Source organism: Rhabdochromatium marinum (assembly GCF_016583795.1).
GTDB classification, from domain to species: Bacteria; Pseudomonadota; Gammaproteobacteria; order Chromatiales; family Chromatiaceae; genus Rhabdochromatium; species Rhabdochromatium marinum.
This window is the reverse complement of the sequence record NZ_NRRS01000007.1, coordinates 72,063-93,821: the sequence shown is the minus strand read 5'-3', so window position 1 is coordinate 93,821 and position 21,759 is coordinate 72,063. Positions and strand designations below refer to the sequence as shown.

Below are 21,759 nucleotides of genomic sequence, written 5' to 3'. Positions count from 1 at the left end.
TTGAGCAAGTGCTTGAACGCATGCCTTGGCCGGCTTGGCCGGCTCGACGACGACCTCGACCGGCAAAGCGCCCCTACCTGATGCCTGTGGCGGCTTAGCAACAATGGACCAAGGCATGATCAAGGCCCGGTTCTTCAGCGATGTTCCCAGCGATCAGCCGATAGCGCTGCCCGGTCGCGGGACACTGAGCTTCTCCCTCCCCCTGCAGCGGCAAGTCAAGGCGTTCGCCATGGGCGCTCATCCAGCCGAACTGGCGTGCGGGAACGCCGGCCATCAGGGCATGCGCTGCGACATCCCGGGTAATGACTGCGCCGGCGGATAATGAAGCAGTATTGACCCAGGGTGACATTGAGGAGACCGGCGATACGGGGGGCGCCGTCGAGATGGATCAGGCCGGTGATGCCGAACATGGTTGGCTGATCAGAGATTCGCCCGTGACGACAAGGGGACGGCCTGTTGCGCATGAATACAGGACATCTGGGCACAAATCCGCGCCATTAGGCCAAACCACGGTGCCCAATTCTTTGTCTAATGTCACCTTCTGGAAGAAATCGTTATCGAGCAAAGGCGCAAAAACACCTTGGTATTTGGGTGCAATTTCATCAAGGAATACAATGCCTTGAACTCCATCAGCGAAGGTCAGGGCAAGTTGCCGTTGAGGTAATGGCTTTACATCCGTCACGTCGATTAGGAACATGGCTACTCCAGCGGTTCGATCTTGTTAAGTGCCTCTTGCCGCCGCGCCAATTCCCAATCGGCGAGCAATTCGTGCTGATGACGGCTGGCCCATTCGATGACGAGGCCCATGGCTCTGGGTGGTAGTTTGCCTGCCAGCCCCGATAGCGTTTGGATGGCAATTTCGACTTTGGCATCACCATAGCGCGTGAAAATGGGGCGGCGCATGGTCGTTGTAGTACATCGCGATAATGATGCCAAGAAAGCGACTGATCTCAGGCATTCAGGTTTTTCTCCTGTACGGCCATGACAACGGCGCCGGCGCAGATGTGCACCCAGTGCCAGATGCGCGTGTCGGCGCCGATCCGGTGATGCTAAACAAATGACTCAGCCGAATACGGAAGCGCTCCATGAACCAATATTCGAGTAGCGCGCCCAGGCGCTCGCGATGATGCGGATCGATCTTGGCCTCTGCAATGGTACGCCAGTCGGTTTTCATGATGCGGCTTCAGCGATGTGCCCAGCGATCAGCCGATAGCGCTGCCCGGTCGCGGGACACTGGGCTTGTCCCTCTCCCCGCAGCGGCAAGTCAAGGCGTTCGCCATGGTCGCTCATCCAGCCGATCTGGCGCGCGGGAACGCCGGCCATCAGGGCATGGGCCATAACATCCCGGGTGATGACGGCGCCGGCGGCGATGAAGCAGTATTGGCCCAGAGTGACGCCACAGAGGATAGTGGCGTTGGCGCCGATGGTGGCGCCTCGTTGGACCAGGGTGCGACGGTATTGGTCCTTGCGGTTGACGGCGGCACGGGGGTTGGTGACATTGGTGAAGACCATGCTGGGGCCGCAGAAGACGTCGTCTTCGAGCGTAACGGCGTCATACAAGCTAACGTTGTTTTGCACCTTGCAATTGTCGCCGATCACGACATCATTGCCGACAAAGACGTTCTGGCCGAAGGAGCAGCGCGCGCCGATGCGGGCGCCGGCGCAGATATGCACCCAGTGCCAGATGCGGGTGTCGGTGCCGATCCGCGCGCCCTCGTCGATAATGGCGCTGGAGTGAGCTTGGTATTCGGTGGTCATGAGTTGGCATTGGCTCGCGCGCGGCGCCGGGGTTAATGGACGTCGGCACAGAAAGGATGATACTCGCCCTGCAAGCCCTGCGGGGCAGCGTTGCGGATGTGGTAGACGGTTTCGACGGCGGTGCGGGCGGTGTCGAGTCCGAAGCCCTGGCCGTTGAGGATGTGGCCATAGCTCTCGGTATGCAGGTCGGTGAAGCCGCCGGAGAATTCGATCTCTTCGCCATTCACGGTGATGGAGCGATAGGTGCGTTGGTTCTGCTCGCGCGCGGCGGCGGGCAAATGATTGGCATTGACGGAGAGAAACCAGCGCACCCGGGCGTTGGCCAGTTCCAGATAGCCGGCGGCGCAGTCGGCGCGGCCTAAGTGAACCGTGCTGTAGCGCACCGGACCAAAGACCCAGGTGAGCATGTCGAAGAAATGCACGCCGATGTTGGTAGCGATGCCGCCCGACTTCTCCAGTTGGCCCTTCCAACTGCGCTGATACCAGTTGCCGCGCGAGGTGATGTAGGTGACATCGACGTCCTGGTTGGTGACACCCGCAGTCTGGATGCGGTCTTTCAGCGCGATAATGCTGGGGTGCAGGCGCAGTTGCAGGATGTTGAAAACGCGCGCGCCGGTCTCCGCCTCGATCTCATGCAGGCCGTCGATGTTCCAGGGGTTGAGGACCAGGGGCTTTTCGCAAATGGCGTGGGCGCGATTGCGTAGCGCGAAGCGGATATGGGCATCGTGTAGGTAGTTGGGTGAGCAGATGCTGACGTAGTCAATCGGCTGGCCTTTGCGGCGCAACTTGTCGATGTGGCGGTCGAAGCGCTCGAACTCGGTGAAGAAGTCCGCCTGCGGGAAGTAGCTGTCGATGACACCGACGCTGTCATTGGGGTCGAGTGCAGCGACCAGCGTTTGGCCGGTGTCCTGGATGGCGCGCATGTGGCGCGGGGCGACGAAGCCGGCGGCGCCGATGAGGGCAAAGATGGCGGGTGGGTTAGGCATGGTGCTGCAGGCGGGTTGTTTGAGTTTTGAAGCTGTATGTTTGCACAATGGATTGCGCGCGTGCAATCAAGGCTTGGAGGATGCGCTACCTCAAGCGTGCGGCTCGGTCGGTGAGTCGGCATGGTCATGGAAACCGGGGGTGAGGGCGGGGATTAGGTGGTCAGCCATATCACTGGCCAGGCGCTCGTAGAAGGGGTTGGCGATTTCCCGGCTCCAGTCCTTGGGTACGGGCGCCGAGGACCCATTCCTGAGTGGCCAGCGGTCGCATTCTTTGCGTCACCTCCAATTTTCCTTGGTGGGTCGGTGACAGCACCACGGGAATTGCCGATACTTTCCCAATAACTCAAGAAAAAAATACACGAAGTGATGCGAAAACACGAGCTCGACGAACTTCTTGCCAACGGAGAGAATTCAGGCATTGAATTCAAGCGTGATGATATCCGACCGGAACAACTTGCCAAGGAAATTGTCGCTCTGGCGAATCTTCAGGGGGGTCGCATTTTGCTCGGAGTCGAGGACGATGGCCGTGTCAGTGGCCTGCAGCGCCTGGACACTCAGGAATGGGTGTTGAACGTGTTTCGCGACAAAGTTCATCCGCAAATTATCCCCTTTTACGAAGAAGTGCAGTGGAACCAAAGCTTGCGCGTCGGTATCATCTCCCTGGCGGCCGGAACGTCTAAGCCTTATGTCCTCCGTCATCAGGGACGCGAGGACATTTACATTCGCATGGGCAACCGCTCAGAGATCGCCTCTCGCGAACAACAACTCCGACTTTTCGCCACCGGTGGCCTGTTACATACGGAAACCCTGCCTGTCTCCGGCACAACCATCGACCAGCTCGATCTCGACCGGCTTGACTATTATTTGCGGCACATTATCCAGGATCCTGAAGTCCCAGAGGACCTGGCTCAATGGCAACAACGCCTGCTTGGACTTGGTCTGATGGCCGAGGATGGTTGTGGTCATCAAACCGCCTCAATCGCCGGCTTGCTCTGCTTTGGTATCCAACCCCGCCACGCCCTCAGGCAGTCTGGGTTGCGCGTCATGGTTTTTAAGGGGAGCGAGAAATCCTACGATGCCCGTTTTGATAACGTCCTCGATGCGCCGCTGATTGCGCGCCGCAAGCGTTCAGCCAGCGGGGTGACTCAGCATGTCGATGATGGACTGATCGAAAAGCTAGCGGCCAGCTTGCGCCCCTTCATCACTGAGGAAAGTCCTAGCATCGATGCCGATATGCGGCGCACAATCCAATGGCACTACCCCTGGGAAGCCGTGCGCGAGTTGGCCATGAACGCCCTCGCGCATCGCGACTGGACGCGCTCGGTCGATATCGAGATTGCCTGTTATGCTGATCGCCTGGAAATCGTCAGCCCTGGCGCCTTGCAGAATGCCATGACCATCGAGAAAATGATTGCCGGGCAACGCTCACCGCGCAATCCCATCATCATGGATATTTTGCGTGATTACGGCTATGTGGAAGCGCGCGGCATGGGCGTGCGTACCAAGGTCATTCCCGCGATGCGCGCCCACAATGGCACTGAGCCTGTCTTCAGATTGAGCGATGATGCGCTTAAAGTGACCTTGTATCGTTTCGCTGCTCCATAGCGACACCGAGCTGAGGGGCGCTGTTTGACGGCCCGAGGTAGAATCGGGCGGCAGGCTGAAAGTCACCAATCGATCAACAAGGGGATGCGCGCTCCATGACCAACCTCGCCCGATAGTTTCATCTGAGCGTCGATGACTACCTCGCTGCCGAGGATGGCGCGGATATCCGCCATGAGTACATTGATGGCGAAATCTATGCCATGACCGGCGCCAGCGACCGGCATGGCCTTATTTCCGGCAACCTCTACGCCTTCTGCGCCCCCGGCTGCGTGGCACGCCCTGCCAACTCTTCGCCAATGACATGAAGGTGCGGCTTCGGATCGCCGATCAGGATATCTTCTACTATCCTGACTTGCTGCTGAGCTGCGACCCGGATGACCGCGAGACCTATTATCGCCGCAGCCCCTGTCTGCTGGTCGAGGTGCTCTCGGACTCCACCGCGCGCATCGACCGGCGCGAAAAGTTCTTTGCCTATCAGACTATCCCGAGCCTGCGTGAGTATCTGCTCATCGAGCAAAACACGCGCGCAGTCGAAATTTACCGCCACACAAACGGCTGGGGATGCGAGCGCATCACCCAAGGCAGTCTTCGGCTTGCGTGTATTGATGTCGAGGTGGCCCTGGAGACTCTGTACGAAGATGTTCCGCTGTCGGATAGCGCAGGCGAATGCAGTTCTTCATCCGTGCGGATCTAGCGAACCTTCGCTCGCAACATGTCTGGCCAACAAGTTGAATCCGTCAGTTAGAGCTGTTAGGGTATTTATGGAGCCGGGGGACGACTCCGATGCTGTTCCCATTGCGGGCTTTTATGCCTCTATTCGTGTCTTGCGTGTTTCGTCGCGCTTAACTGCTGTAAACCGCGCCAGACGGGTCGCGCATGTCTATGTCTGATACACCCGACAAACTTGTCATTGAGGATCTTTACAAAATCTTTGGCCCGGCACCTGATGAGGCGATGACGCTGCTCGATCAGGGGCTTGATAAGACAGAGATTTTTCGGCGCACCAGAACCACGGTGGGCGTGCAAAAGGCCAACTTCAGTATTCGCGAGGGCGAGGTGTTTGTGGTCATGGGCCTGTCAGGGTCGGGTAAATCGACGCTGGTACGCATGATCAACCGCTTAATCGAACCCACGCGCGGGCGCATTTTCCTCGACGGGGTCGATATCACCGCAATGAGCAAGGACGAGCTGATTGCCATGCGCCGGCATCAGATGAGCATGGTGTTTCAGTCCTTTGCCCTGCTGCCGCACAAGACGGTGGCCGAGAATGCCGCCTTTGGGCTGGATGTAGCCGGGGTTGATGGCCAGCAGCAGCGCGAGCAGGCAATCACAGCCTTGGCGACTGTTGGCCTAGAGCCCTATGCAGACAGTTATCCGGATGAACTCTCCGGTGGCATGCGCCAGCGCGTTGGTCTGGCTCGGGCTCTGGCCACCGAGGCACCCATCCTGCTGATGGATGAGGCCTTTTCGGCGCTGGATCCGCTGATTCGCACTGAAATGCAGGATGAATTGGTCAGCCTGCAAGACAAAAAGCCCCATACGATTGTGTTTATTTCCCATGATCTGGATGAGGCCATCCGTATTGGGGATCGCATCGCCATCATGGAAGGGGGCTCAGTGGTGCAGATCGGCACCCCGGAGGAGATCGTTACCTGCCCGGCGAACGATTATGTGCGTTCTTTCTTCTATGGCGTGGATGTCAGTAAAGTGTTCAACGCTGGCGACATTGCTTCCAACCGCGCGCTCATCGTTTTCGAGCGTACCGGCGTGAATGTACGCGCTGCATTGGCACAGTTGCAGGATCGGGGGCGCGCGCTGGGGGTTGTCACTGATCGTGAAAATCGCTATCGCGGCATGGTGAGTGTCAATACCCTTGCTGCAGCGGCGAAAGGCGATGGCGCGCACTGGGATCAAGCCTTTATTCCGGATGTGGAGCCGGCGCCAGCGCAGATGGATCTCTCCGAGGTGCTTTCTCGCGTCGCGACCACCGAATACCCGATTCCTGTGGTGGACGATCAGGGAAAGTATCGCGGCATCATCGACAAGACTATTTTGCTGCAAACCCTCGATAAGACCACCTGAGCGGTGCGTTTGGAATCCTTTGGTATGGCTGAATCTGGCATGAATTTCGATATTCCGATTGGCGACTGGGTCGAGACCGGCGTCGATTGGATTCAGAACAACCTGACCCCGCTGCTTGATGCGATTGCTGATGGTCTGGATTTGATCATCAGCGCCTTTGAAGATCTGCTGCTGTTTTTTCCGCCGCTGCTACTGGCGGCGCTGATTGTGCTGCTGGCAACTTGGCGCGTCGGTTGGCGCTTCGGACTCTTCGCTGTCGGGGCCATGGTGCTGTTGTTCGGTATGGGCATCTGGGAAGAAACCGTGGTGACCCTGGCCCTGGTGATTGCTTCCAGTCTGGTGGCGCTCGCCATTGGGATTCCCATTGGGATTGCCATGGCGCGCAACGACAAGGTCGAAATGATCGCACGGCCGATTCTGGACTTGATGCAGACCATGCCGCCGTTTGTCTATCTGATTCCGGCGGCGATTTTCTTTGGGCTTGGCAAGGTGCCGGGGGCTATCGCGACCCTGATCTTTGCTATGCCACCGGCGGTACGGCTGACCAATCTTGGCATTCGCCAGGTCAGTACCGAGCATGTCGAGGCGGGCAAGGCCTTTGGCTGCACCAGCTCGCAATTGCTGTTTAAGGTGCAATTGCCCCTGGCCATGCCGTCGATTATGGCCGGTATCAATCAGACCATCATGCTGGCGCTGTCCATGGTGGTAATCGCCTCAATGATTGGTGCCGGCGGGCTGGGCAATACCGTGTTGACCGGCATTCAGCGCTTGAATGTCGGTCTCGGCTTTGAAGGCGGACTTGGCGTGGTGCTGTTGGCGATTTTGCTTGACCGTATCACCCAGAGTTACGGTCACATCCGCACCCGCTCCGGCCCTGGATTGGTGGAACGGCTGCGCAGCTGGGCGGGGCGGAACCCCGATACTCAAACTCTTCGATCTCCAAACTGATCCAAAACTGAATCAAAACTGAATAAGGAGTCTCTATGATGAAAAACAGCCTTAAAGTCTTGCTGGCGCTGGCGCTGACCGCTGGCCTCAGCACTGCGGCCCTGGCCAAGGACACCATCAAAATCGGCTGGACCGCCTGGTCCGACGCCGAGTTTGTCACCAAGTTGGCGGCCAAAATCCTGGAAGATCGCTTGGACTACGATGTCGAACTGATTCAGACCGACATTGCCCCGCAGTACCAGGGCATTGCCAATGGCGATATCGACGTGATGCTGATGTCCTGGCAGCCTGGCACCCATGCCGATTATATGGAAAAGGTCTGCAATGACGTGGTGCCGCTGGGTATTCTCTATACCGAAGCCAAACTCGGCTGGGTGGTGCCAAACTACATCCCCGAAGATGAGCTGAGCTCGATTGAGGATTTGAAACAAGACGAGGTCAAGGAAAAGCTCGATGGCACCATCACCGGCATCGACCCAGGCGCGGGCCTGACACGCTTGTCCAAGCAGGCCATCGAAAACTATGACCTGGACTACGACCTGCAAATTTCCTCAGGTGCGGCCATGACGGCTGCTCTGAAGCGCGCGATTGATCGCAACGAATGGATCGTGGTCACCGGTTGGAGTCCGCATTGGATGTTCGGCGCCTATGATCTGCGCTATCTCGATGATCCCAAGGGCGTTCTCGGCAGCTACGAGCGCGTCATGGCGATGGCCCGCAAGGGGTTCTATCAGGACCAAATCGAAGCTGCCAGCTTCCTGTCGCGCATGCAAATCCCGCTTGATGATTTGCAGTCGAGCATGTACGACGCCCAAGAGTCTTCGTATGAAGAAGCCGTGGATAAGTACATCGACAACAATGTTGATCGCATTAACTATTGGGTCACCGGCGACCTCTAAGCGTTAGCTGGCCCTTGTGACCATTTTCCATGTGATCAGGTAATCAGCAGGGGCGCTTAAAAGCGCCCCTGTTGCTGTGCAGCGTTGCAGTTGCGTTCCATCATTGCCGCTGTTGCACAGTCTGGGCCAAGCTAAGGCCCATGAAACCAAGATTCTCTCCCTTACTGAGCCTGGCTGTACCGGCGGCGCGCTATGCTGTGTTGTTGAGTGTTGTGCTGTTGAGCGGCTGCGGCGATAACAGCGCTGATTCAGGCGCGCAACTCATGCAGCTGGCCGAAAGCGGCGATACCCAGGCGCTGAATGCGCTGCTGGGCCGTGATGCCGAGCCGAATTATCGCGACACTTGCCAGTGGACGCCGCTGATGAAGGCGGCGGTCAACGGGCATCTGGATGCGGTGCGCTCGCTGCTGGAGGCGGGCGCTGAGGTTGATGCGGCCGATACCGGTGACTATACCGCGCTGCTGCTGGCGGCCTCGAACAACCATGCTCAAATCGTTGCAACCCTGCTGGCCCATGGTGCCATGATTGATCACCAGGAAAGCACGCAGGGCTTTACCGCGCTGATCTGGGCGGCCAAGCGCGGCCATGCCGAGGTAGTCGCGACGCTGTTGCGCGCCGGGGCGGACAAGACGCTGCCCGATCTCCAGGGGCGCACAGCGGCTGACTGGGCTGCGGCCGAGGGGCACGAACAGGTATTGGCTCTGCTGCGCTAAGCGCTAGCGCAGTTGCTGGGGATCAAGTGCCGTGGCAGCTATTCGCGTCGTGGCACGCCAGGTCAGCCAAGCGAGCACCAGGGAAAGCAGTGGCGCGGCGGCAAGGGCGATCCATAGCGCGGTAAGCTGATGCTGCACTTGGGCCTGAGTGGTGCTGATACTGGCCTCAATGGTTGCAAGCTGACTGGCCGCTGCCGTGCCCTGGCTGGACGACAGATCCGCCAATTCGGGCGCAGGCGTCATGATTCCCTGGACCAGAAACCCGACCATCACCCCGATCACGAGAGGGATGAGCAGGCCAAAGCCAAGCACTATCAGCAGCATTTGTTGTCCTTGCTGGCGAATGTCAGCACTCGACAGCACGCGCCCCCAGCCGAGCTTGGGAGCCCGCCAGGCCAGGAGTCGCTCCACGCTAGCCGGATGCCAATAGCCCTGAATGGGTTGGCTGCCGAGCGGCGGTAAGCGGTCGTTGGTCACCAGGGGCTGGAGCCACCAGGCGGGTGCTGGGCCGGCGCTGGACGCAGCTGTGGCCGACATGCCGGATCCGCCAGGCTGCCGGCATGCGATCAAGCCAGTGAAGCCAAGTGTGCGTTGCATGATCAAGGGGCGCTGCGGCGCCTGTTGTATGAGTTGATCGACAGCCGGTAATAAGCGTCGGCGCGTGCGGATCATCAGCGCAATCGGCAACAGGAGGATGAGGCTGATGAGCGAGCCGCCCAGTGCGAGCCATGTCAGCGGCCGCTGGCTGAGCGGCGCGGTCTCTTGGCTGCTGAAGACAAACAGCATCAGCCAGACAGGCAGTAACAGCATGGTACTGAACAGAATCCACTGGAGGAGGCTCAGCAGACGCGCAGATTGAGTCAGCTCAGGGTCGTGCAACAGCATGGCAGTTCATGTCCGGTGTGGGTGAGTGGCTCCCTACCGATTTCCCTTGGCGCCACAGGCTTTGATACAGGCCTCCATGGAATCAAACGGCCGTTGCCCGCCGCAGCCGCCATAGATAAAGCGCCGGCAGCTGTCGCTTGGATAGTCATAATAAAACCCTGGGATCGCTCCCTTGCAGGGGCCAGGATCGGGGGCATTCATGCAGCTGACGTGCATGAGATCCTGTTTTTGCAGGTTGTGCATGCAGCCGCCGAGTAACAGCACCAGGCTGCCGACCATGACCCGCGACTTGCGGCTGGAAGCGAAGCGTTTTAGCATCTTCCGTTTGACTCCTGTGAGGGTTGACGCCTGAGTAAGTAAAGCCTGTTGGGCGTGCGTTAGGCTATCACCGGATATCAACGGACGGAAGTAGGATTCAGTGGCAGTAAAGCATAAGGCATCCCCGGCGCTGCGTGCCGACATGACGGTCGCGGCGGCAATTCAAACCATTCTGCGGCATCATTTTGCGGTGATGCTCGATTATGAAGCGCGCGCGCGTGAGGGGACCGATATCGAAGGTGTGCACCAGATGCGGGTCGCCTTGCGCCGCCTGCGCTCGGCCCTGTCGCTGTTTCGCTCCTTGTTGGATCCCGAGCAGACGCGCCTGTGGCGTGACGCGATGCGTGATCTGGCTGGACAACTCGGGCGTGCACGCGATCTGGATGTGTTCATTGATGAGGGCTTGGCGGATACGGCGGGAAAGTTGCCGCTGCCCGGCGAGGCCCGGCTGCGCGAGCTGGCGCTGAGGCAGCGTGCCACGGTCTATGAGCAGGAGGTTCGCCCCATGCTCGACAGTGACAGCTACCAGCGATTTTGTGCCGAGTTTCCGCGTTGGATCGAGCAGGGCATTACGCCTGCCGAGGCGCTGGAGGGCCAGGGCGCTTGCAAGCTCTCGCGTCCGATTGTGAGCCGGGCGCGCAAACTGCTTGACAAACAGGAGCGGCGTGTGCTAAATGCTGGTCGCTTTGTGGATCGCCATGATGCGCCTGCCATGCACCAATTGCGCATTGAAGGCAAAAAGCTGCGCTATGCCGCCGAGTTTTTTCGCCCCCTGTTCAGCGACATGGGCACTTTCATCAGCTGCATGAAAGGCATTCAGGATGTGTTGGGGGTCATGAACGATCTGGCGCTGACCCAAAGCCTGCTGGATGAACTGCTCAGCTCAAGTCCCGATGAGCGCGAGCTGCACGCCTACGCCGGTGCCCTGATTGGCTGGCGCAGCTATCATTTTCATGTGCTGCTGGAAGACTTCGACAATCGCTGGGAGGCGCTGGTCGCGGCGCGGCGGCCCTGGTGGGATTAGGCGTCGCTCGAAGCTGTTGCGCCCGACTGCGCCGCCAGAATGCGTGCCACTAGCGCGCGCAGTCGGGGTTCCTCCGGCTCATTCCCGCCGATCAACCAGTCGTGCAGTTGTTGATCCTGGCAGCCGAGCAGATGCAGCAAGTCGGCGTGCTCAGCGGCCGACAGCGGTGCATCCAGCTGATCAATAAAGGTGCTGAACAGCAGATCAAGTTCCAGCATCCCGCGGCGACATTGCCAGCGCAGGCGGCGTCGGTCAGCCTCGGTCTGGGACGACACCCGCTTACACCGCCTTTTCGAGCATCAATTCCTTGATATGCCCAATCGCCTTGGTGGGGTTGAGTTCCTTGGGGCAGACGGCGACACAGTTCATGATGCTGTGGCAGCGAAACAGCTTATAGGGACCATCAAGGGCATCCAGACGTTCATCCGTCGCCTGGTCGCGACTGTCGGCGAGAAAGCGCCAAGCTTGCAGCAGGGCCGCAGGGCCGTGAAACTTGTCCGGATTCCACCAGAACGACGGGCAGGCGGTTGAGCAGCATCCGCACAGAATGCATTCATAGAGGCCGTCGAGCCGGTCGCGCTCGGCCGGAGTCTGGGGAATTTCTTGTTCCGGCAGCGGTTCCTTGCGGATCAGATAGGGCTGAACCGCTTTGTACTGCAAGTAAAACTGGCTCATATCGACGATCAGATCGCGAATCACCGGCCGCCCGGGCAGAGGGCGCACCTCAACCGGCTCGGTGAGATCGGCCAGCGGGGTGATGCAGGCCAGGCAATTGACGCCATTAACATTCATGCCATCAGAACCGCACACGCCCTCGCCGCAGGAATGGCGGAAGCCGAAACTCTCATCAAGGGCGCGAATGTCCAGCAAGGCTTCGCGCAGCATCATGCCAGGGCGCGTGGCGACCTCAAAGCTTTGCATGCGCGGCTTGGTATCACGCTCTGGGTTGAAGCGATAGACCCTGATTTTCATCTCAATAGACCCGGGCTTTGGGCGGAAAGCTCTCCACCGTTAAAGGCTTGGTGCGCACCGGTTTAGCCTCGACGCGATCGCCCTCGCGCCAGAATAGGCTGTGCTGCATCCAATGGACATCATCGCGCTCGGGGAAGTCGATGCGCGAATGGGCGCCACGGCTTTCCTCGCGCGCCAGGGCGCAGGCCAGGGTGGCCATGCCTACATCCACCAAGTTATCCAGCTCCAGCGCCTCAATGCGGGCGGTGTTGAAGATCTGGCTGTGATCCTGCAAGCGGGCGTGCTCGATACGCTCGCGCAGCGTGCGCAATTTCTCCACGCCCTTGGCCATGGTGTCATGATCGCGAAACACGCCGCAATGATCTTCCATGAGTTTGCGCAGATCAGCCTTGACCACATGCACCGGCTCGCCCTCGCCGTGACGATCCCAGCGTTCCAGGCGGGCCAGGATGGGATCCAACGTATGCTGGGGCAGAGGGCGGTGATGAGGGTTCTCGCTCAGGTAGCGTTCGATGTCCTGACCGGCGGCGCGCCCAAATACCAAAATATCCAGTAGCGAGTTGCCACCAAGGCGGTTGGCGCCATGCACGGAAACGCAGGCACATTCGCCAGCCGCGTACAGGCCGGGCACCGCTTCCTCCGGGCCCTTGTGCACCGGCGCCACCACACGTGCGGCGCGATCTGTTGGGATGCCGCCCATGGCGTAGTGTGCGGTGGGGAAGACCTGAATGGGCTGTTTGGCCGGATCAATGCCCTGAAAGACGCGGCAGATATCAACAATGCCCGGCAGGCGGTGGTGTACCACATCGGCGCCGAGATGGTCGAGTTTCAGCAGCACATGATCCTGATGAGGGCCGCAGCCGCGTCCTTCACGAATTTCGGTCACGATGGCGCGGGCGACCACGTCGCGACTGGCCAGATCCAGGGCATTGGGCGCATAGCGTTCCATGAAACGCTCGCCTTGGGCATTGATCAGGTAGCCACCTTCGCCGCGCGCGCCTTCGGTGATCAGCATGCCCTTGCCGGCGACGCCGGTGGGATGGAACTGGTAGAACTCCATATCCTGTACCGGCACCCCGGCGCGCAATGCCATGGCCATGCCGTCGCCAGTGTTGATGAAGGCGTTGGTGGTGGTGCGAAACACCTGGCCATAGCCACCGGTGGCGAGCAGGGTGGTCTTGGATTCGATCACCAGTGGCTCACCGGTGGCGATATCCAGCACCAGGGCGCCCAGCACTACGCCGGCGTCGTCGCGCAGCAGATCGACGGCAAAGACTTCATCGAAAAAGTGCGTGCGTGCGCGGATATTCTGCTGATACAGGGTGTGCAGAATCGCATGCCCGGTGCGGTCAGCTGCCGCGCAGGTGCGCGCCGCCTGCTCGCCGCCGAAGTTCTGACTCATGCCGCCGAAGGCGCGCTGATAAATCTTGCCGTTGTCCAGCCGCGAGAAGGGCACCCCGGCATGCTCCAGCTCATAGACGGTCGGGATGGCCTCGCGGCACATGGTTTCGATGGCATCCTGATCGCCCAGATAGTCCGAGCCTTTCACAGTGTCGAACATGTGCCAGTGCCAATTGTCCGGCAGCACATTGGCCAGGGCTGCGTTCACGCCGCCCTGAGCCGCCACAGTATGCGAGCGGGTCGGGAAGACCTTGGACACCACCGCGACCCGGTGGTTGGCGCTGGCCAGTCGCAGCGCAGCGTTTAGTCCAGCGCCGCCAGCGCCAATGATCAGGGCATCGAAATGCCGGTGTTGTAACCCCATGCTTAACTTACCCCGTAATCCCCGGCCCGGACAGCATGGCCCGTGCCACCAAAACAGCCTGTATGGCCCATACGCCCGAACCGAGCAGCAGCAGGGCAAAGAAGCTGAGCACCCCGACGCGTAGCTCGTAGGGTTTGATGTAATCGATGAGTACGTCGCGGATGCCTACCCAGGCGTGCAACAGCAGCAGCGGGATGTAGAGCAGCAGCCCGAGTGCGACCAGGGGCGCGGCCACCCAGGCGACAAACTCCGCTTGGCTCGCCGGAGGCGCGAAGACCAGCTGAATGGCCAGATAGCTGCCAAACAGCACGATATAGACAGCACTCAGACGCTGTATGATCCAGGCTTTCAGCCCCGCCGCCTGACGACTCATAGCAGACCTCCGCCTAAAATCAGAGTGGCCACCAGCGCAATGCCGGCCGCCAGCGCGGCTGTGCGACGGGCCGCAGCCAGATCAACAGCATAGCCGAGATCCATCAGCAGGTAGCGTATCCCGGCGAACAGATGATGCAAAAAGGACCACATCAGCACCAACAGCAGCAGCTTAATCAGCGGCGAGTTGAGCCACCCGGTTGCACGCTGAAACCCCGTTTCGCTCGTCACCGCCATGCCGAACAGCCAGGCACTGATGGGGATGGCCAGCACCATCAGTACCCCACTAATGCGATGCAGAATCGACACCACGCCGGGCAAGGGCAGGCGAATGCGCCACAGGTCAAGAAATACCGGGCGGGGCGGTAGAGGAGGCTTGCGGTCCGACAGTGGGGATGATTGGGAGCTCATTGGGGCCGATGGGAACTGATCATTATCAGGTGCTATGCGCGCGCACGAATCCAGCGATTATAGCGGTAAGGGTTGCATCCGTGCGAGCCGGATTGATCTCGGGCGCAATATCGTCGATCCTGTCCAGCTGCATGGGCCGAGGGGGGACCGTCGCCTCAGAGAGTCTGCGTCCGTTGTTTTTTCAGGGTAGCAAAATGCGGGATTGCATTCCAAAAACCATCGCCATTGATGTCACGCCTCTGCTCCCCGGTGGTGGGAACGGTGGGGTCAAAATTCTTACGCTGACGCTGATCGAACAGCTGGCGCGCCTGGCGCCACACACGCAATTCCTGCTGTTGACGCAACAATCGGTTTATGAGGAGTTGGCCTGTCTCGAAGGTGTCAATGTGTCGCGCTATCTCCTGCCTGAGCCTGGCATTGCGGCACCAGTCCGTCGATGGATGCAGCGCGCGGGGCGATTGATACTGCCGCTGCTACCGTCATCCTGGGCGCGTGGTTTGGGGCGACTTGGCTATGCCGTGCATGGTCGATTGAAGGGGGCTGGCCGTCGTCAGGGGTTATTAAAGCAGCTGGGAGCCGATGTGCTGCTGTGTCCCTTTACGGCGCCAACCTTTGCTGAGCCGTCAGTGCCCTGCCTGTCGGTGCTGCATGACCTTCAGTTCAAGACTTACCCCGAGTTGTTTGCACCTGATGATTTGGCGAATCGGGACTGGAGTTTTCGGGATGCCTGTCAGCGCGCGGATGCGCTGGTGGCGATTTCTCGTTATACCCTAGATTCAGCGCTGGCGACCGGTCTGCCTAAGCCTGAGTGCATGCATCAGATTTATCCCCGGGTCGCCAGTCGGATGGGTGCTGGCCATGAGGCTGATGATCGGCGGCTTCTTAAGTCTTATCGGCTCAGGCCAGGGCGGTATTTGTTGTATCCCGCCAATTTTTGGAAGCACAAGAACCACGCGCTGCTGCTGACGGCTTTCGGGATTGCTGCACAAACTGGTCTGCCAGCGAACTTTGCTCTTGTCTGCACGGGAGCGCCTGGAGCGCGACAGCAGGAGTTAATTGCAACAGCGAATGCCCTGGGGATCGGTTCCCGCTTATGCTTTCCAGGCTATGTGACCGAGGATACGCTGGCGGTCATGCTGCGCGGTGCTGGCGGCTTGGTGTTTCCATCCCTCTATGAAGGCTTTGGCATGCCGGTGATCGAGGCTATGGCGGCTGGCGTGCCTGTGGCATGCAGCCAGGTGACGGCTTTGCCGGAGGTGGCCGGCGATGCGGCCCTGCTGTTCGACCCGCACCAGCCGGATGCGATTGCGCAGGCGATGGTGCGTCTGATCACGGATCAGGCGCTGCGTGCGCGCTTGATTGCTGCCGGGCGGCAACGTGCTGCGGCGCTGTCTGAGGCGGAGCGCATGGCCGCAGAATATTGGGCGCTGATCTGCGCGCTGATGACCGCACCTGTTTGCGTTGATCCGGCTGATCAAGTCACTCCGGCGGACGACTGATGTCTGCTGGGCTTGAGCACTCACAAGACAGTACCGGGGCGCGCATTACCCTGGCGGTGCCGTCCTTCAACCATGGGCGCTATCTGGATCAGGCGCTGCGTTCGATCTTTGAACAAGCGTGCCCGGTTGAAGTGTTTCTGATGGATGCCGGATCGAGCGATGAGACTGCCACCGTGATCGAGCGTTGGCAGCACCGATTGAGCGGTTGGCGCAGTGCACCCGATGCGGGGCAGGCCGCTGCGATCAATGAGGGTATTGCACGCGGACGGGCGCCCTACGTGGGTTGGTTGAACAGCGATGACTGGTTGTTGCCTGGCGGACTGCAACAGCTGCTACATGCGCTGGAGCAACAACCACAAGCACCCATGGCCTATGGTCGGACCTTCAACCACTGGGAGCGCACCGGTCAGCGCAAGCCGGCACTGGTGCGACCTTTTAACCGTTGGCTGATGGCGCGCCTGTGCCTGATCTCGCAACCCGGCACCCTGATCCGGCGCTCGGTTTGGGAGGCTCTGGGCGGTCTGGATGAGTCGCTGCATTTTGCCATGGACTATGATCTGTGGTGGCGGGTGTGCAATGGCTGTGGCACGCCATTGTATCTGCCTGACCTAGTGGCGGTGAATCGCGAGCATCGGGCGACCAAGACCAATACTCAGCGCGCGCATCACTATCGGGAGGCGATCTCTGTGGTGCGCCGCCATTATGGCAAGGTGCCCTGGAAATGGTGGCTGGCGCAGCCCTATGCGGTCTGGCTGCGCAGCTGGAAGCGCGGATAATTTAGCACGCGTGCCTGGAGCGCATTATCATGTTCCGCCACGATCATGATGGATCCTGCGCCACTGGAGTGTCAGTGCGTCGATCCGGTTGGTGGCATTGCAACGGCATGAGGCAACAAGAATCTTCCAATGGTGTTAATTCCCGCCCGTAACGAGGGCCATTCCATTGCTGCCCTGGTACTGGAGTCCCGGCGTCTCACCCGCAAACCAGTCGTTGTGATCAACGATTGCAGTACTGATGACACGGCGGTGCAGGCGAGGGCGGCAGGGGCCATCGTGCTGGATTTGCCGGTGCGCCTCGGTGCCTGGGGCGCGACTCAAACCGGACTGCGCTATGCCGTGCGCCAACAGTGGCCATTGGCGGTGACGCTCGATGCCGACGGGCAGCATGAAGCCTCGCGCATTGACGCCTTGACGACGCATATTCATCACGGTCAGGCCGATGTGGTGATTGGGGCCTGTCCAGATCGCGCCAGCGTTCTGCGGCGCCTAGCCTGGCACTATTTGCGCTGGTTGGCGGGGATCAATCTGATCGATATCACCTCGGGCTTTCGCGCCTATGGGCGCGCAGCCATCGAGCGCCTGGCACAGCCTGATGCCACTTTGCTAGATTATCAGGATATCGGGGTGCTGATGATCCTGAACCGCCAGGGCTTGCGAATTCATGAGGTGCCGGTGCCCATGAAGCCGCGCCTGCATGGCCACTCCCGGGTGTTTGATTCCTGGTGGACGGTGGCTGGTTATATGATCAAGACCAGCGTGCTGTGTCTGGCCCGGGTCGGACAAAGAGTTCAGACCGGGGGAAGAGCCTAAGCATGACCTATCAACTGACCTCGCTCGGCATCGGCTTGTTGATTGCGACTGCCATTCTTTGGCTGGTGCGGCGCGATCATCTGCATGGCCCCTATGCAATCTGGTGGATTGGTGTGGCGCTGAGCGTCGCCATCCTGGGGCTGTGGCCGCGTCTGTTTGATGGGGTGGCGAGTGTTCTGGGCGTCAGCTACCCGCCTATTCTGGCCGTGGTGCTGGGGTTTGGTTTGCTTCTGGTGAAGATGCTGACCATGGATATCGAGCGCTCACGGCAGGAGCGCAAAATCCGTCGGCTCGCCCAGCGCCTGGCGCTGCTGGAGGCCGATCAGCGTGGGCTAGGCGACGCTGATATAGATAGGGCCAGCGATGCAGATGGTAATGACGATGATGGCGATCTGATTGGCACTGTGACGGGTGATGAGTGACGACGGGGTTGGGGATGCGCTGTTGTGATGCGCGTGCTGCATATTGGTAAGTATTATCCGCCGGTGGCGGGTGGCGTGGAGCGCCTGCTTGCTGATCTGGGCGAGGCGCTGGAGCGGCGCGGCGTGCGCGTGGCCGCCCTGGTGCATCAGAACTCGCGTGGCCTGGCCGGTCGGAGGCCGGCGCCTGATGAGTGGCCGGCTGTGTTTCGGGCACCGACCTTTGGGCAGTTTCTGTACGCGCCTCTGAGTCCCGGGTTTCCGCTGTGGCTCAATCGTGTCATTAAGGAGTTCAAACCGGATCTGCTGCATTTGCATGTACCGAACACCTCGGTCTTTGCTGCGCTGGCCATCCCCCGGGCGCGTCGCTTGCCCTGGGTCATTCACTGGCATGCGGATGTTGGCGGGATGCCTCTCGACCGGCGCCTGGCGCTGGCCTATCGGTTGTATCGTCCGCTGGAGCAACGCTTGTTGCGGCGCAGTCGTGCCGTGATTGCGACCTCAGAACCCTATTTGCAGGCCAGCGAGGCATTGCGGCCCTGGCGGGAGCGCTGTGTTGCGATTCCGCTGGGGTTGGATACGCGCCGCCTGACAAGGCCGGATGAGGCGGCTTGCGCGCGTGCGGCGCGGCTGTGGGGTGGCGATGGTCTACGGGTGCTGGCGGTGGGACGCCTGACCTACTACAAGGGGCATGATGTGCTGATTGACGCACTCACCCGGGTGCCAGAGGCGCGTTTGGTCATTGCCGGCAGCGGTGAAGGACAGGCGCGCTTGCGTGCGCAGATCGCGCGTCTGGGACTTGAACAGCGAGTGACCCTGACCGGCTTTGTGCCCGATGATCAACTCAGTGCCTTAATGGCCAGCTGTGATCTCCTGTGCTTGCCGTCGTTGGAACGCACCGAAGCCTTCGGTCTGGTGCTACTGGAAGCCATGTTTTTTGGCAAACCCGTGGTGGTCAGTGATATTCCCGGGTCTGGCACCGGCTGGGTGGTGCGTCAAGCGCGCAATGGCGTGCTGACCACGCCCGGTGATGCCGTCTCCGTCGCTGAGGCCATCGCGCGCCTGCACGCATCGCCAGAGCAACGCTGGGACCTGGGTGAAGCGGGACGCACCGCGCTGAGCAAGCTGTTTGATATTGATCAGACCGCCGTGCAGGTCGAAGCACTCTATGCACGGGTGTTGAGTGCACAGGCAGGTAATCCTGGTATTGGCGCTGGTATTGGCACTGGCACTGGAGACGTTGCATGATCAAGCGACTTGTCATTGCTGCATTGACTGGTATTCCGCTGGCACTGGCGCTGATCAGCCTGTTGCAGGCCTTGGGGCTCGGAGCCTCTGAGTCGGCTAGGGTGAGCTGGAGTCTGGCGGAACTTGGTCGCAGCTGGCTGCACCAGGACGCCTGGAATATGGGCTCGATTAACTTTCGCGAGACGCCCAGTCCCTTTTGGCTGGCCAGCCCTCTGGTACAGGTGAGCTTGTGGCTGGCGATCAGTTTGGCTTTGTGGCTGATGCTGGCGCTGAAGGCGCAGCAGCCGGGGCTATGGCTGGGGGCGGGGTTACTGGTGCTGTTTGCCTGGTTGGTGCTGGATGTGCACTGGCAGTGGCAGTTGGCGCAGCGGCTGGCGGATACCTGGCATGACTATGCGGGGTTACCGGTGGCTGAGCGCGGGCATACGAAAGAACCCGATGCTTCCCTGGCCCGTCTGGCTGAACGGGTGCGGGCGCAGGTGGCGGAGGCGGGGGCTGCCAGCCGTGTCGTGATGGTGACTGCTGACCCGGGGGGCTATGTGCCGCTGCGGGCGCGCTACCATCTGTTGCCGCTGAATATGCATCCTGGTCTGGCGCAGTTGCCGGCGCCCGAGGTGCTCAAACCTGGGGATTTTCTTTACCTGATCCTGCCGCCGGCGGGTATGCGCTACTCGAGCGAATCGCATCAGCTGGTGCATGGCGGGCACGCTATTTCGGCTGATTTGGTGTTTAACCAGGCCAATGAAGCCTATCTGTTTCGGGTGCGGGACGACTGATGTCAATGAGTGTGCTGGCCTTGGGGATTGCGTTGGGATTGCCGTGGTTGACCGCTGTGCTGTGGTTGCAGCGGCTCTTTTCCCAGCCGCAGCCGGGGCGCTGGCCGATGCTGCTCGGCTATGGCTATCTGCTGGGCCTGCTGCTGACGACGCTCTTGCTAAGAGTCCAGGCCGGGCTGGGTTTGGGGCTGGGATTTTGGCCGCCAACCCTGGTGCTTAGCGCCCTAGCGGCTCTGGCACTGTGGCTGGGTTACAAGGGCTGGCGCTGGCCGGCCGCACCGATCAAGAGGGCACCCGATACCGGGCCGCTGAGCCATACGGTTGCGCAACCCTGGGCGTCCTGGCTGATTGGGTTGTTGCTGCTGTGGCTCGGGGTTCGCGTGCTGGGCTTGGCGCTGGAACTCTGGTGGCGGCCGCTGTTTCCCTGGGATGCCTGGACGACCTGGGCGGTGCGGGCGCAGGTCTGGGTGCAGGCGCGGGAGCTGGTGCCCTTTATTGCGCCTGATCTGTGGTTGCAGCAGCCGCTAGGTGCGGCTTACGCCCTGCAGGCCTGGGATTATCCCGCGACGGTTTCTCTGCTGGCGACTTGGCCGGGACTGGCCTTGGGAGCCTGGTCTGACCGGGCGGCCAATCTGCCCTGGCTGGGCAGTGCCATGGCGCTGGCCTTGGCGTTTGTTGGTCAGGCGCGGGCCTGGGGTGCCTCGGTGCTCAGTACGCTGCTGTTTTTGTGGCTGCTGTTTTCCCTGCCGATGCTGGATACCCATATTGCACTGGCCGGCTATGCCGATTTGTGGTTGGCAACGGCGCTGGGGATGAGCTTTTTCGCCTTCCTGCACTGGGTGCGGACCAATGACCGGCGCCAGGGTCTGCTGGCGCTGATGTTGGCATTCGCCACCCTGCTGATGAAACACGAAGGCGCGGTCTGGATCGGGTTGTTTCTGCCAGCGTTGCTGGTCGCGCGGCGCCCGCCGGTCTGGTTGCTGGGCGTGATTGCGGGTATCGGCCTGGCGCTGGTGGCGATCTGGTTCAGCGGCGGCGTGCAGCTGTCTCTGCCGCTTCTGGGTGAGGTTATTCTGAGCCCAACCCAGCTGCAAGTGCCCGGCATCGGCAGCTTTCGGTTGGCGCTGAGCGGTTCCTGGCAACCGGTGCTCTACCATCTGTTCGTGCTGGATAACTGGCATCTGTTGGGGGCTTTGGTGCCGGCCGCTCTGGTGCTGGCGGTCGCTTTGATGTGGCGCGACCGGGCGGATCGGGCGTTGCGCGCGGGTGTGCTGTGGGTCTTGTCGGCGCTGAGTGCCGTTTATGTGCTGTTTTTTTGGACCGATGCTTCGGCCTGGGTGTTGCAAGGAACCAGTGTGAATCGGATTTTGCTGCAATTTTCGCCGGCGTTGCTGTTTTGGATGCTGACGCTTTGGCTGCTGCTGAGGCATCAATCCAAGCTTTTACCCCCTGCAGAATCTTCCCGCGCTTGAATTCGCCTTGCTCTGAGC

The 21,759-nt window shown here is 60.4% G+C and carries 26 protein-coding genes and 1 pseudogene; 15 read left to right on the top strand and 12 right to left on the bottom strand.

Annotated features, from left to right (window positions below):
- Positions 1 to 115: 115 nt before the first annotated feature.
- The gene (locus CKO36_RS20075; RefSeq protein WP_207161382.1) at positions 116 to 322 is read left to right on the top strand and encodes a hypothetical protein; all 207 of its coding nucleotides are present in this window, start codon (positions 116 to 118) and stop codon (positions 320 to 322) included.
- A gap of 66 nt (positions 323 to 388) precedes the next feature.
- Here the strand turns inward: CKO36_RS20075 and CKO36_RS03975 are convergent, their stop codons facing one another.
- From CKO36_RS03975 to CKO36_RS03955, 5 genes are read right to left on the bottom strand one after another with little or no spacing between them, the layout of a single operon-like run.
- Positions 389 to 697, bottom strand: a complete 309-nt coding sequence (locus tag CKO36_RS03975; RefSeq protein ID WP_200280833.1) for a DUF2442 domain-containing protein — start codon at positions 695 to 697, stop codon at positions 389 to 391.
- A 2-nt stretch (positions 698 to 699) separates the two neighbouring features.
- Complete coding sequence (locus CKO36_RS03970) at positions 700 to 903, bottom strand: DUF4160 domain-containing protein (RefSeq protein WP_242469378.1); 204 nt, start codon at positions 901 to 903, stop codon at positions 700 to 702.
- A 55-nt stretch (positions 904 to 958) separates the two neighbouring features.
- Positions 959 to 1,174 (bottom strand): hypothetical protein, encoded by a 216-nt coding sequence (locus CKO36_RS03965; RefSeq protein WP_200280831.1) that lies wholly within the window; start codon positions 1,172 to 1,174, stop codon positions 959 to 961.
- On the bottom strand, positions 1,171 to 1,758 hold the full coding sequence (locus tag CKO36_RS03960; RefSeq protein WP_200280829.1) for an N-acetyltransferase: 588 nt from the start codon (positions 1,756 to 1,758) through the stop codon (positions 1,171 to 1,173). Before CKO36_RS03960 ends, CKO36_RS03965 begins: the two co-directional genes overlap by 4 nt.
- A gap of 32 nt (positions 1,759 to 1,790) precedes the next feature.
- Positions 1,791 to 2,744, bottom strand: a complete 954-nt coding sequence (locus CKO36_RS03955; protein WP_200280827.1) for a Gfo/Idh/MocA family protein — start codon at positions 2,742 to 2,744, stop codon at positions 1,791 to 1,793.
- 366 nt (positions 2,745 to 3,110) lie between these two features.
- On the opposite strand from CKO36_RS03955, the gene CKO36_RS03950 reads away from it, so the two are divergent.
- From CKO36_RS03950 to CKO36_RS03920, 6 genes and pseudogenes are all read left to right on the top strand, one after another.
- Positions 3,111 to 4,349, top strand: coding sequence for an ATP-binding protein (locus CKO36_RS03950; protein ID WP_200280865.1), 1,239 nt, complete (start codon positions 3,111 to 3,113; stop codon positions 4,347 to 4,349).
- Between the two features lie 122 nt (positions 4,350 to 4,471).
- A pseudogene (locus CKO36_RS03940) lies at positions 4,472 to 5,043 on the top strand (Uma2 family endonuclease).
- Positions 5,044 to 5,225: 182 nt separating this feature from the next.
- Positions 5,226 to 6,431, top strand: a complete 1,206-nt coding sequence (proV, locus tag CKO36_RS03935; protein WP_242469377.1) for a glycine betaine/L-proline ABC transporter ATP-binding protein ProV — start codon at positions 5,226 to 5,228, stop codon at positions 6,429 to 6,431.
- 24 nt (positions 6,432 to 6,455) lie between these two features.
- Positions 6,456 to 7,379 (top strand): ABC transporter permease, encoded by a 924-nt coding sequence (locus CKO36_RS03930; protein ID WP_242469376.1) that lies wholly within the window; start codon positions 6,456 to 6,458, stop codon positions 7,377 to 7,379.
- Between the two features lie 35 nt (positions 7,380 to 7,414).
- Complete coding sequence (locus CKO36_RS03925) at positions 7,415 to 8,278, top strand: glycine betaine ABC transporter substrate-binding protein (protein WP_200280821.1); 864 nt, start codon at positions 7,415 to 7,417, stop codon at positions 8,276 to 8,278.
- 140 nt (positions 8,279 to 8,418) lie between these two features.
- Complete coding sequence (locus CKO36_RS03920) at positions 8,419 to 8,991, top strand: ankyrin repeat domain-containing protein (RefSeq protein ID WP_200280818.1); 573 nt, start codon at positions 8,419 to 8,421, stop codon at positions 8,989 to 8,991.
- A gap of 3 nt (positions 8,992 to 8,994) precedes the next feature.
- Here CKO36_RS03920 and CKO36_RS03915 read toward each other — a convergent pair whose 3' ends face one another.
- Entirely contained in the window at positions 8,995 to 9,876 is an 882-nt protein-coding gene (locus CKO36_RS03915; protein ID WP_200280815.1) for a hypothetical protein, read from the bottom strand.
- Between the two features lie 33 nt (positions 9,877 to 9,909).
- Positions 9,910 to 10,194 carry a BPTI/Kunitz-type proteinase inhibitor domain-containing protein gene (locus CKO36_RS03910; RefSeq protein WP_200280812.1) on the bottom strand — a complete coding sequence of 95 codons (285 nt, stop codon included), beginning with the start codon at positions 10,192 to 10,194 and terminating at the stop codon, positions 9,910 to 9,912.
- A gap of 100 nt (positions 10,195 to 10,294) precedes the next feature.
- Between CKO36_RS03910 and CKO36_RS03905 the strand changes: the two genes are divergently transcribed.
- Positions 10,295 to 11,218, top strand: coding sequence for a CHAD domain-containing protein (locus CKO36_RS03905; protein WP_200280809.1), 924 nt, complete (start codon positions 10,295 to 10,297; stop codon positions 11,216 to 11,218).
- Here CKO36_RS03905 and CKO36_RS03900 read toward each other — a convergent pair.
- From CKO36_RS03900 to sdhC, 5 genes are read right to left on the bottom strand one after another with little or no spacing between them, the layout of a single operon-like run.
- On the bottom strand, positions 11,215 to 11,493 hold the full coding sequence (locus CKO36_RS03900; RefSeq protein WP_200280806.1) for a succinate dehydrogenase assembly factor 2: 279 nt from the start codon (positions 11,491 to 11,493) through the stop codon (positions 11,215 to 11,217). The two genes, CKO36_RS03905 and CKO36_RS03900, sit on opposite strands and share 4 nt — an antisense overlap.
- A 4-nt stretch (positions 11,494 to 11,497) precedes the next feature.
- On the bottom strand, positions 11,498 to 12,190 hold the full coding sequence (locus CKO36_RS03895) for a succinate dehydrogenase iron-sulfur subunit (RefSeq protein WP_207161381.1): 693 nt from the start codon (positions 12,188 to 12,190) through the stop codon (positions 11,498 to 11,500).
- 1 nt (position 12,191) lies between these two features.
- On the bottom strand, positions 12,192 to 13,955 hold the full coding sequence (sdhA, locus tag CKO36_RS03890) for a succinate dehydrogenase flavoprotein subunit (RefSeq protein WP_200280803.1): 1,764 nt from the start codon (positions 13,953 to 13,955) through the stop codon (positions 12,192 to 12,194).
- Positions 13,956 to 13,962: 7 nt separating this feature from the next.
- Positions 13,963 to 14,328, bottom strand: a complete 366-nt coding sequence (sdhD, locus tag CKO36_RS03885; protein WP_200280800.1) for a succinate dehydrogenase, hydrophobic membrane anchor protein — start codon at positions 14,326 to 14,328, stop codon at positions 13,963 to 13,965.
- On the bottom strand, positions 14,325 to 14,738 hold the full coding sequence (gene sdhC / locus CKO36_RS03880) for a succinate dehydrogenase, cytochrome b556 subunit (RefSeq protein WP_200280797.1): 414 nt from the start codon (positions 14,736 to 14,738) through the stop codon (positions 14,325 to 14,327). Before sdhC ends, sdhD begins: the two co-directional genes overlap by 4 nt.
- Before the next feature lie 194 nt (positions 14,739 to 14,932).
- Between sdhC and CKO36_RS03875 the strand changes: the two genes are divergently transcribed.
- The 7 genes from CKO36_RS03875 (at position 14,933) to CKO36_RS03845 (ending at position 21,741) form a co-directional block, all read left to right on the top strand.
- Positions 14,933 to 16,237 carry a glycosyltransferase family 4 protein gene (locus CKO36_RS03875; protein ID WP_200280794.1) on the top strand — a complete coding sequence of 435 codons (1,305 nt, stop codon included), beginning with the start codon at positions 14,933 to 14,935 and terminating at the stop codon, positions 16,235 to 16,237.
- The gene (locus CKO36_RS03870; protein WP_200280792.1) at positions 16,237 to 17,013 is read left to right on the top strand and encodes a glycosyltransferase; all 777 of its coding nucleotides are present in this window, start codon (positions 16,237 to 16,239) and stop codon (positions 17,011 to 17,013) included. The genes CKO36_RS03875 and CKO36_RS03870 overlap by 1 nt, the downstream gene beginning before the upstream one ends.
- 129 nt (positions 17,014 to 17,142) lie before the next feature.
- The gene (locus tag CKO36_RS03865; RefSeq protein WP_200280790.1) at positions 17,143 to 17,826 is read left to right on the top strand and encodes a glycosyltransferase family 2 protein; all 684 of its coding nucleotides are present in this window, start codon (positions 17,143 to 17,145) and stop codon (positions 17,824 to 17,826) included.
- A 2-nt stretch (positions 17,827 to 17,828) separates the two neighbouring features.
- A complete protein-coding gene (locus tag CKO36_RS03860; protein WP_200280788.1) occupies positions 17,829 to 18,248 on the top strand; it encodes a DUF2304 domain-containing protein in 420 nt (139 codons plus the stop codon).
- A 27-nt stretch (positions 18,249 to 18,275) separates the two neighbouring features.
- Positions 18,276 to 19,493 (top strand): glycosyltransferase, encoded by a 1,218-nt coding sequence (locus tag CKO36_RS03855; protein WP_200280786.1) that lies wholly within the window; start codon positions 18,276 to 18,278, stop codon positions 19,491 to 19,493.
- Entirely contained in the window at positions 19,490 to 20,269 is a 780-nt protein-coding gene (locus tag CKO36_RS03850; protein ID WP_200280784.1) for a hypothetical protein, read from the top strand. Before CKO36_RS03855 ends, CKO36_RS03850 begins: the two co-directional genes overlap by 4 nt.
- Positions 20,269 to 21,741 carry a hypothetical protein gene (locus CKO36_RS03845; protein ID WP_242469375.1) on the top strand — a complete coding sequence of 491 codons (1,473 nt, stop codon included), beginning with the start codon at positions 20,269 to 20,271 and terminating at the stop codon, positions 21,739 to 21,741. Before CKO36_RS03850 ends, CKO36_RS03845 begins: the two co-directional genes overlap by 1 nt.
- The last annotated feature ends 18 nt before the right edge of the window (positions 21,742 to 21,759 follow it).

What these genes read in the sequence shown, in the direction of transcription:
- CKO36_RS03870 (WP_200280792.1), top strand. Translation starts at nt 16,237, where the DNA reads ATGTCTGCTGGGCTTGAGCACTCACAAGACAGTACCGGGGCGCGCATT.
- CKO36_RS03975 (WP_200280833.1), bottom strand. Translation starts at nt 697, where the DNA reads ATGTTCCTAATCGACGTGACGGATGTAAAGCCATTACCTCAACGGCAA.
- CKO36_RS03925 (WP_200280821.1), top strand. Translation starts at nt 7,415, where the DNA reads ATGATGAAAAACAGCCTTAAAGTCTTGCTGGCGCTGGCGCTGACCGCT.
- CKO36_RS03930 (WP_242469376.1), top strand. Translation starts at nt 6,456, where the DNA reads ATGGCTGAATCTGGCATGAATTTCGATATTCCGATTGGCGACTGGGTC.
- CKO36_RS03965 (WP_200280831.1), bottom strand. Translation starts at nt 1,174, where the DNA reads ATGAAAACCGACTGGCGTACCATTGCAGAGGCCAAGATCGATCCGCAT.
- sdhC (WP_200280797.1), bottom strand. Translation starts at nt 14,738, where the DNA reads ATGAGCTCCCAATCATCCCCACTGTCGGACCGCAAGCCTCCTCTACCG.
- CKO36_RS03920 (WP_200280818.1), top strand. Translation starts at nt 8,419, where the DNA reads ATGAAACCAAGATTCTCTCCCTTACTGAGCCTGGCTGTACCGGCGGCG.
- sdhD (WP_200280800.1), bottom strand. Translation starts at nt 14,328, where the DNA reads ATGAGTCGTCAGGCGGCGGGGCTGAAAGCCTGGATCATACAGCGTCTG.
- CKO36_RS20075 (WP_207161382.1), top strand. Translation starts at nt 116, where the DNA reads ATGATCAAGGCCCGGTTCTTCAGCGATGTTCCCAGCGATCAGCCGATA.
- CKO36_RS03955 (WP_200280827.1), bottom strand. Translation starts at nt 2,744, where the DNA reads ATGCCTAACCCACCCGCCATCTTTGCCCTCATCGGCGCCGCCGGCTTC.
- CKO36_RS03960 (WP_200280829.1), bottom strand. Translation starts at nt 1,758, where the DNA reads ATGACCACCGAATACCAAGCTCACTCCAGCGCCATTATCGACGAGGGC.
- CKO36_RS03910 (WP_200280812.1), bottom strand. Translation starts at nt 10,194, where the DNA reads ATGCTAAAACGCTTCGCTTCCAGCCGCAAGTCGCGGGTCATGGTCGGC.
- CKO36_RS03855 (WP_200280786.1), top strand. Translation starts at nt 18,276, where the DNA reads ATGCGCGTGCTGCATATTGGTAAGTATTATCCGCCGGTGGCGGGTGGC.
- CKO36_RS03950 (WP_200280865.1), top strand. Translation starts at nt 3,111, where the DNA reads ATGCGAAAACACGAGCTCGACGAACTTCTTGCCAACGGAGAGAATTCA.
- CKO36_RS03895 (WP_207161381.1), bottom strand. Translation starts at nt 12,190, where the DNA reads ATGAAAATCAGGGTCTATCGCTTCAACCCAGAGCGTGATACCAAGCCG.
- CKO36_RS03865 (WP_200280790.1), top strand. Translation starts at nt 17,143, where the DNA reads ATGGTGTTAATTCCCGCCCGTAACGAGGGCCATTCCATTGCTGCCCTG.
- CKO36_RS03860 (WP_200280788.1), top strand. Translation starts at nt 17,829, where the DNA reads ATGACCTATCAACTGACCTCGCTCGGCATCGGCTTGTTGATTGCGACT.
- CKO36_RS03875 (WP_200280794.1), top strand. Translation starts at nt 14,933, where the DNA reads ATGCGGGATTGCATTCCAAAAACCATCGCCATTGATGTCACGCCTCTG.
- sdhA (WP_200280803.1), bottom strand. Translation starts at nt 13,955, where the DNA reads ATGGGGTTACAACACCGGCATTTCGATGCCCTGATCATTGGCGCTGGC.
- CKO36_RS03850 (WP_200280784.1), top strand. Translation starts at nt 19,490, where the DNA reads ATGATCAAGCGACTTGTCATTGCTGCATTGACTGGTATTCCGCTGGCA.
- CKO36_RS03915 (WP_200280815.1), bottom strand. Translation starts at nt 9,876, where the DNA reads ATGCTGTTGCACGACCCTGAGCTGACTCAATCTGCGCGTCTGCTGAGC.
- proV (WP_242469377.1), top strand. Translation starts at nt 5,226, where the DNA reads ATGTCTATGTCTGATACACCCGACAAACTTGTCATTGAGGATCTTTAC.
- CKO36_RS03845 (WP_242469375.1), top strand. Translation starts at nt 20,269, where the DNA reads ATGTCAATGAGTGTGCTGGCCTTGGGGATTGCGTTGGGATTGCCGTGG.
- CKO36_RS03970 (WP_242469378.1), bottom strand. Translation starts at nt 903, where the DNA reads ATGCGCCGCCCCATTTTCACGCGCTATGGTGATGCCAAAGTCGAAATT.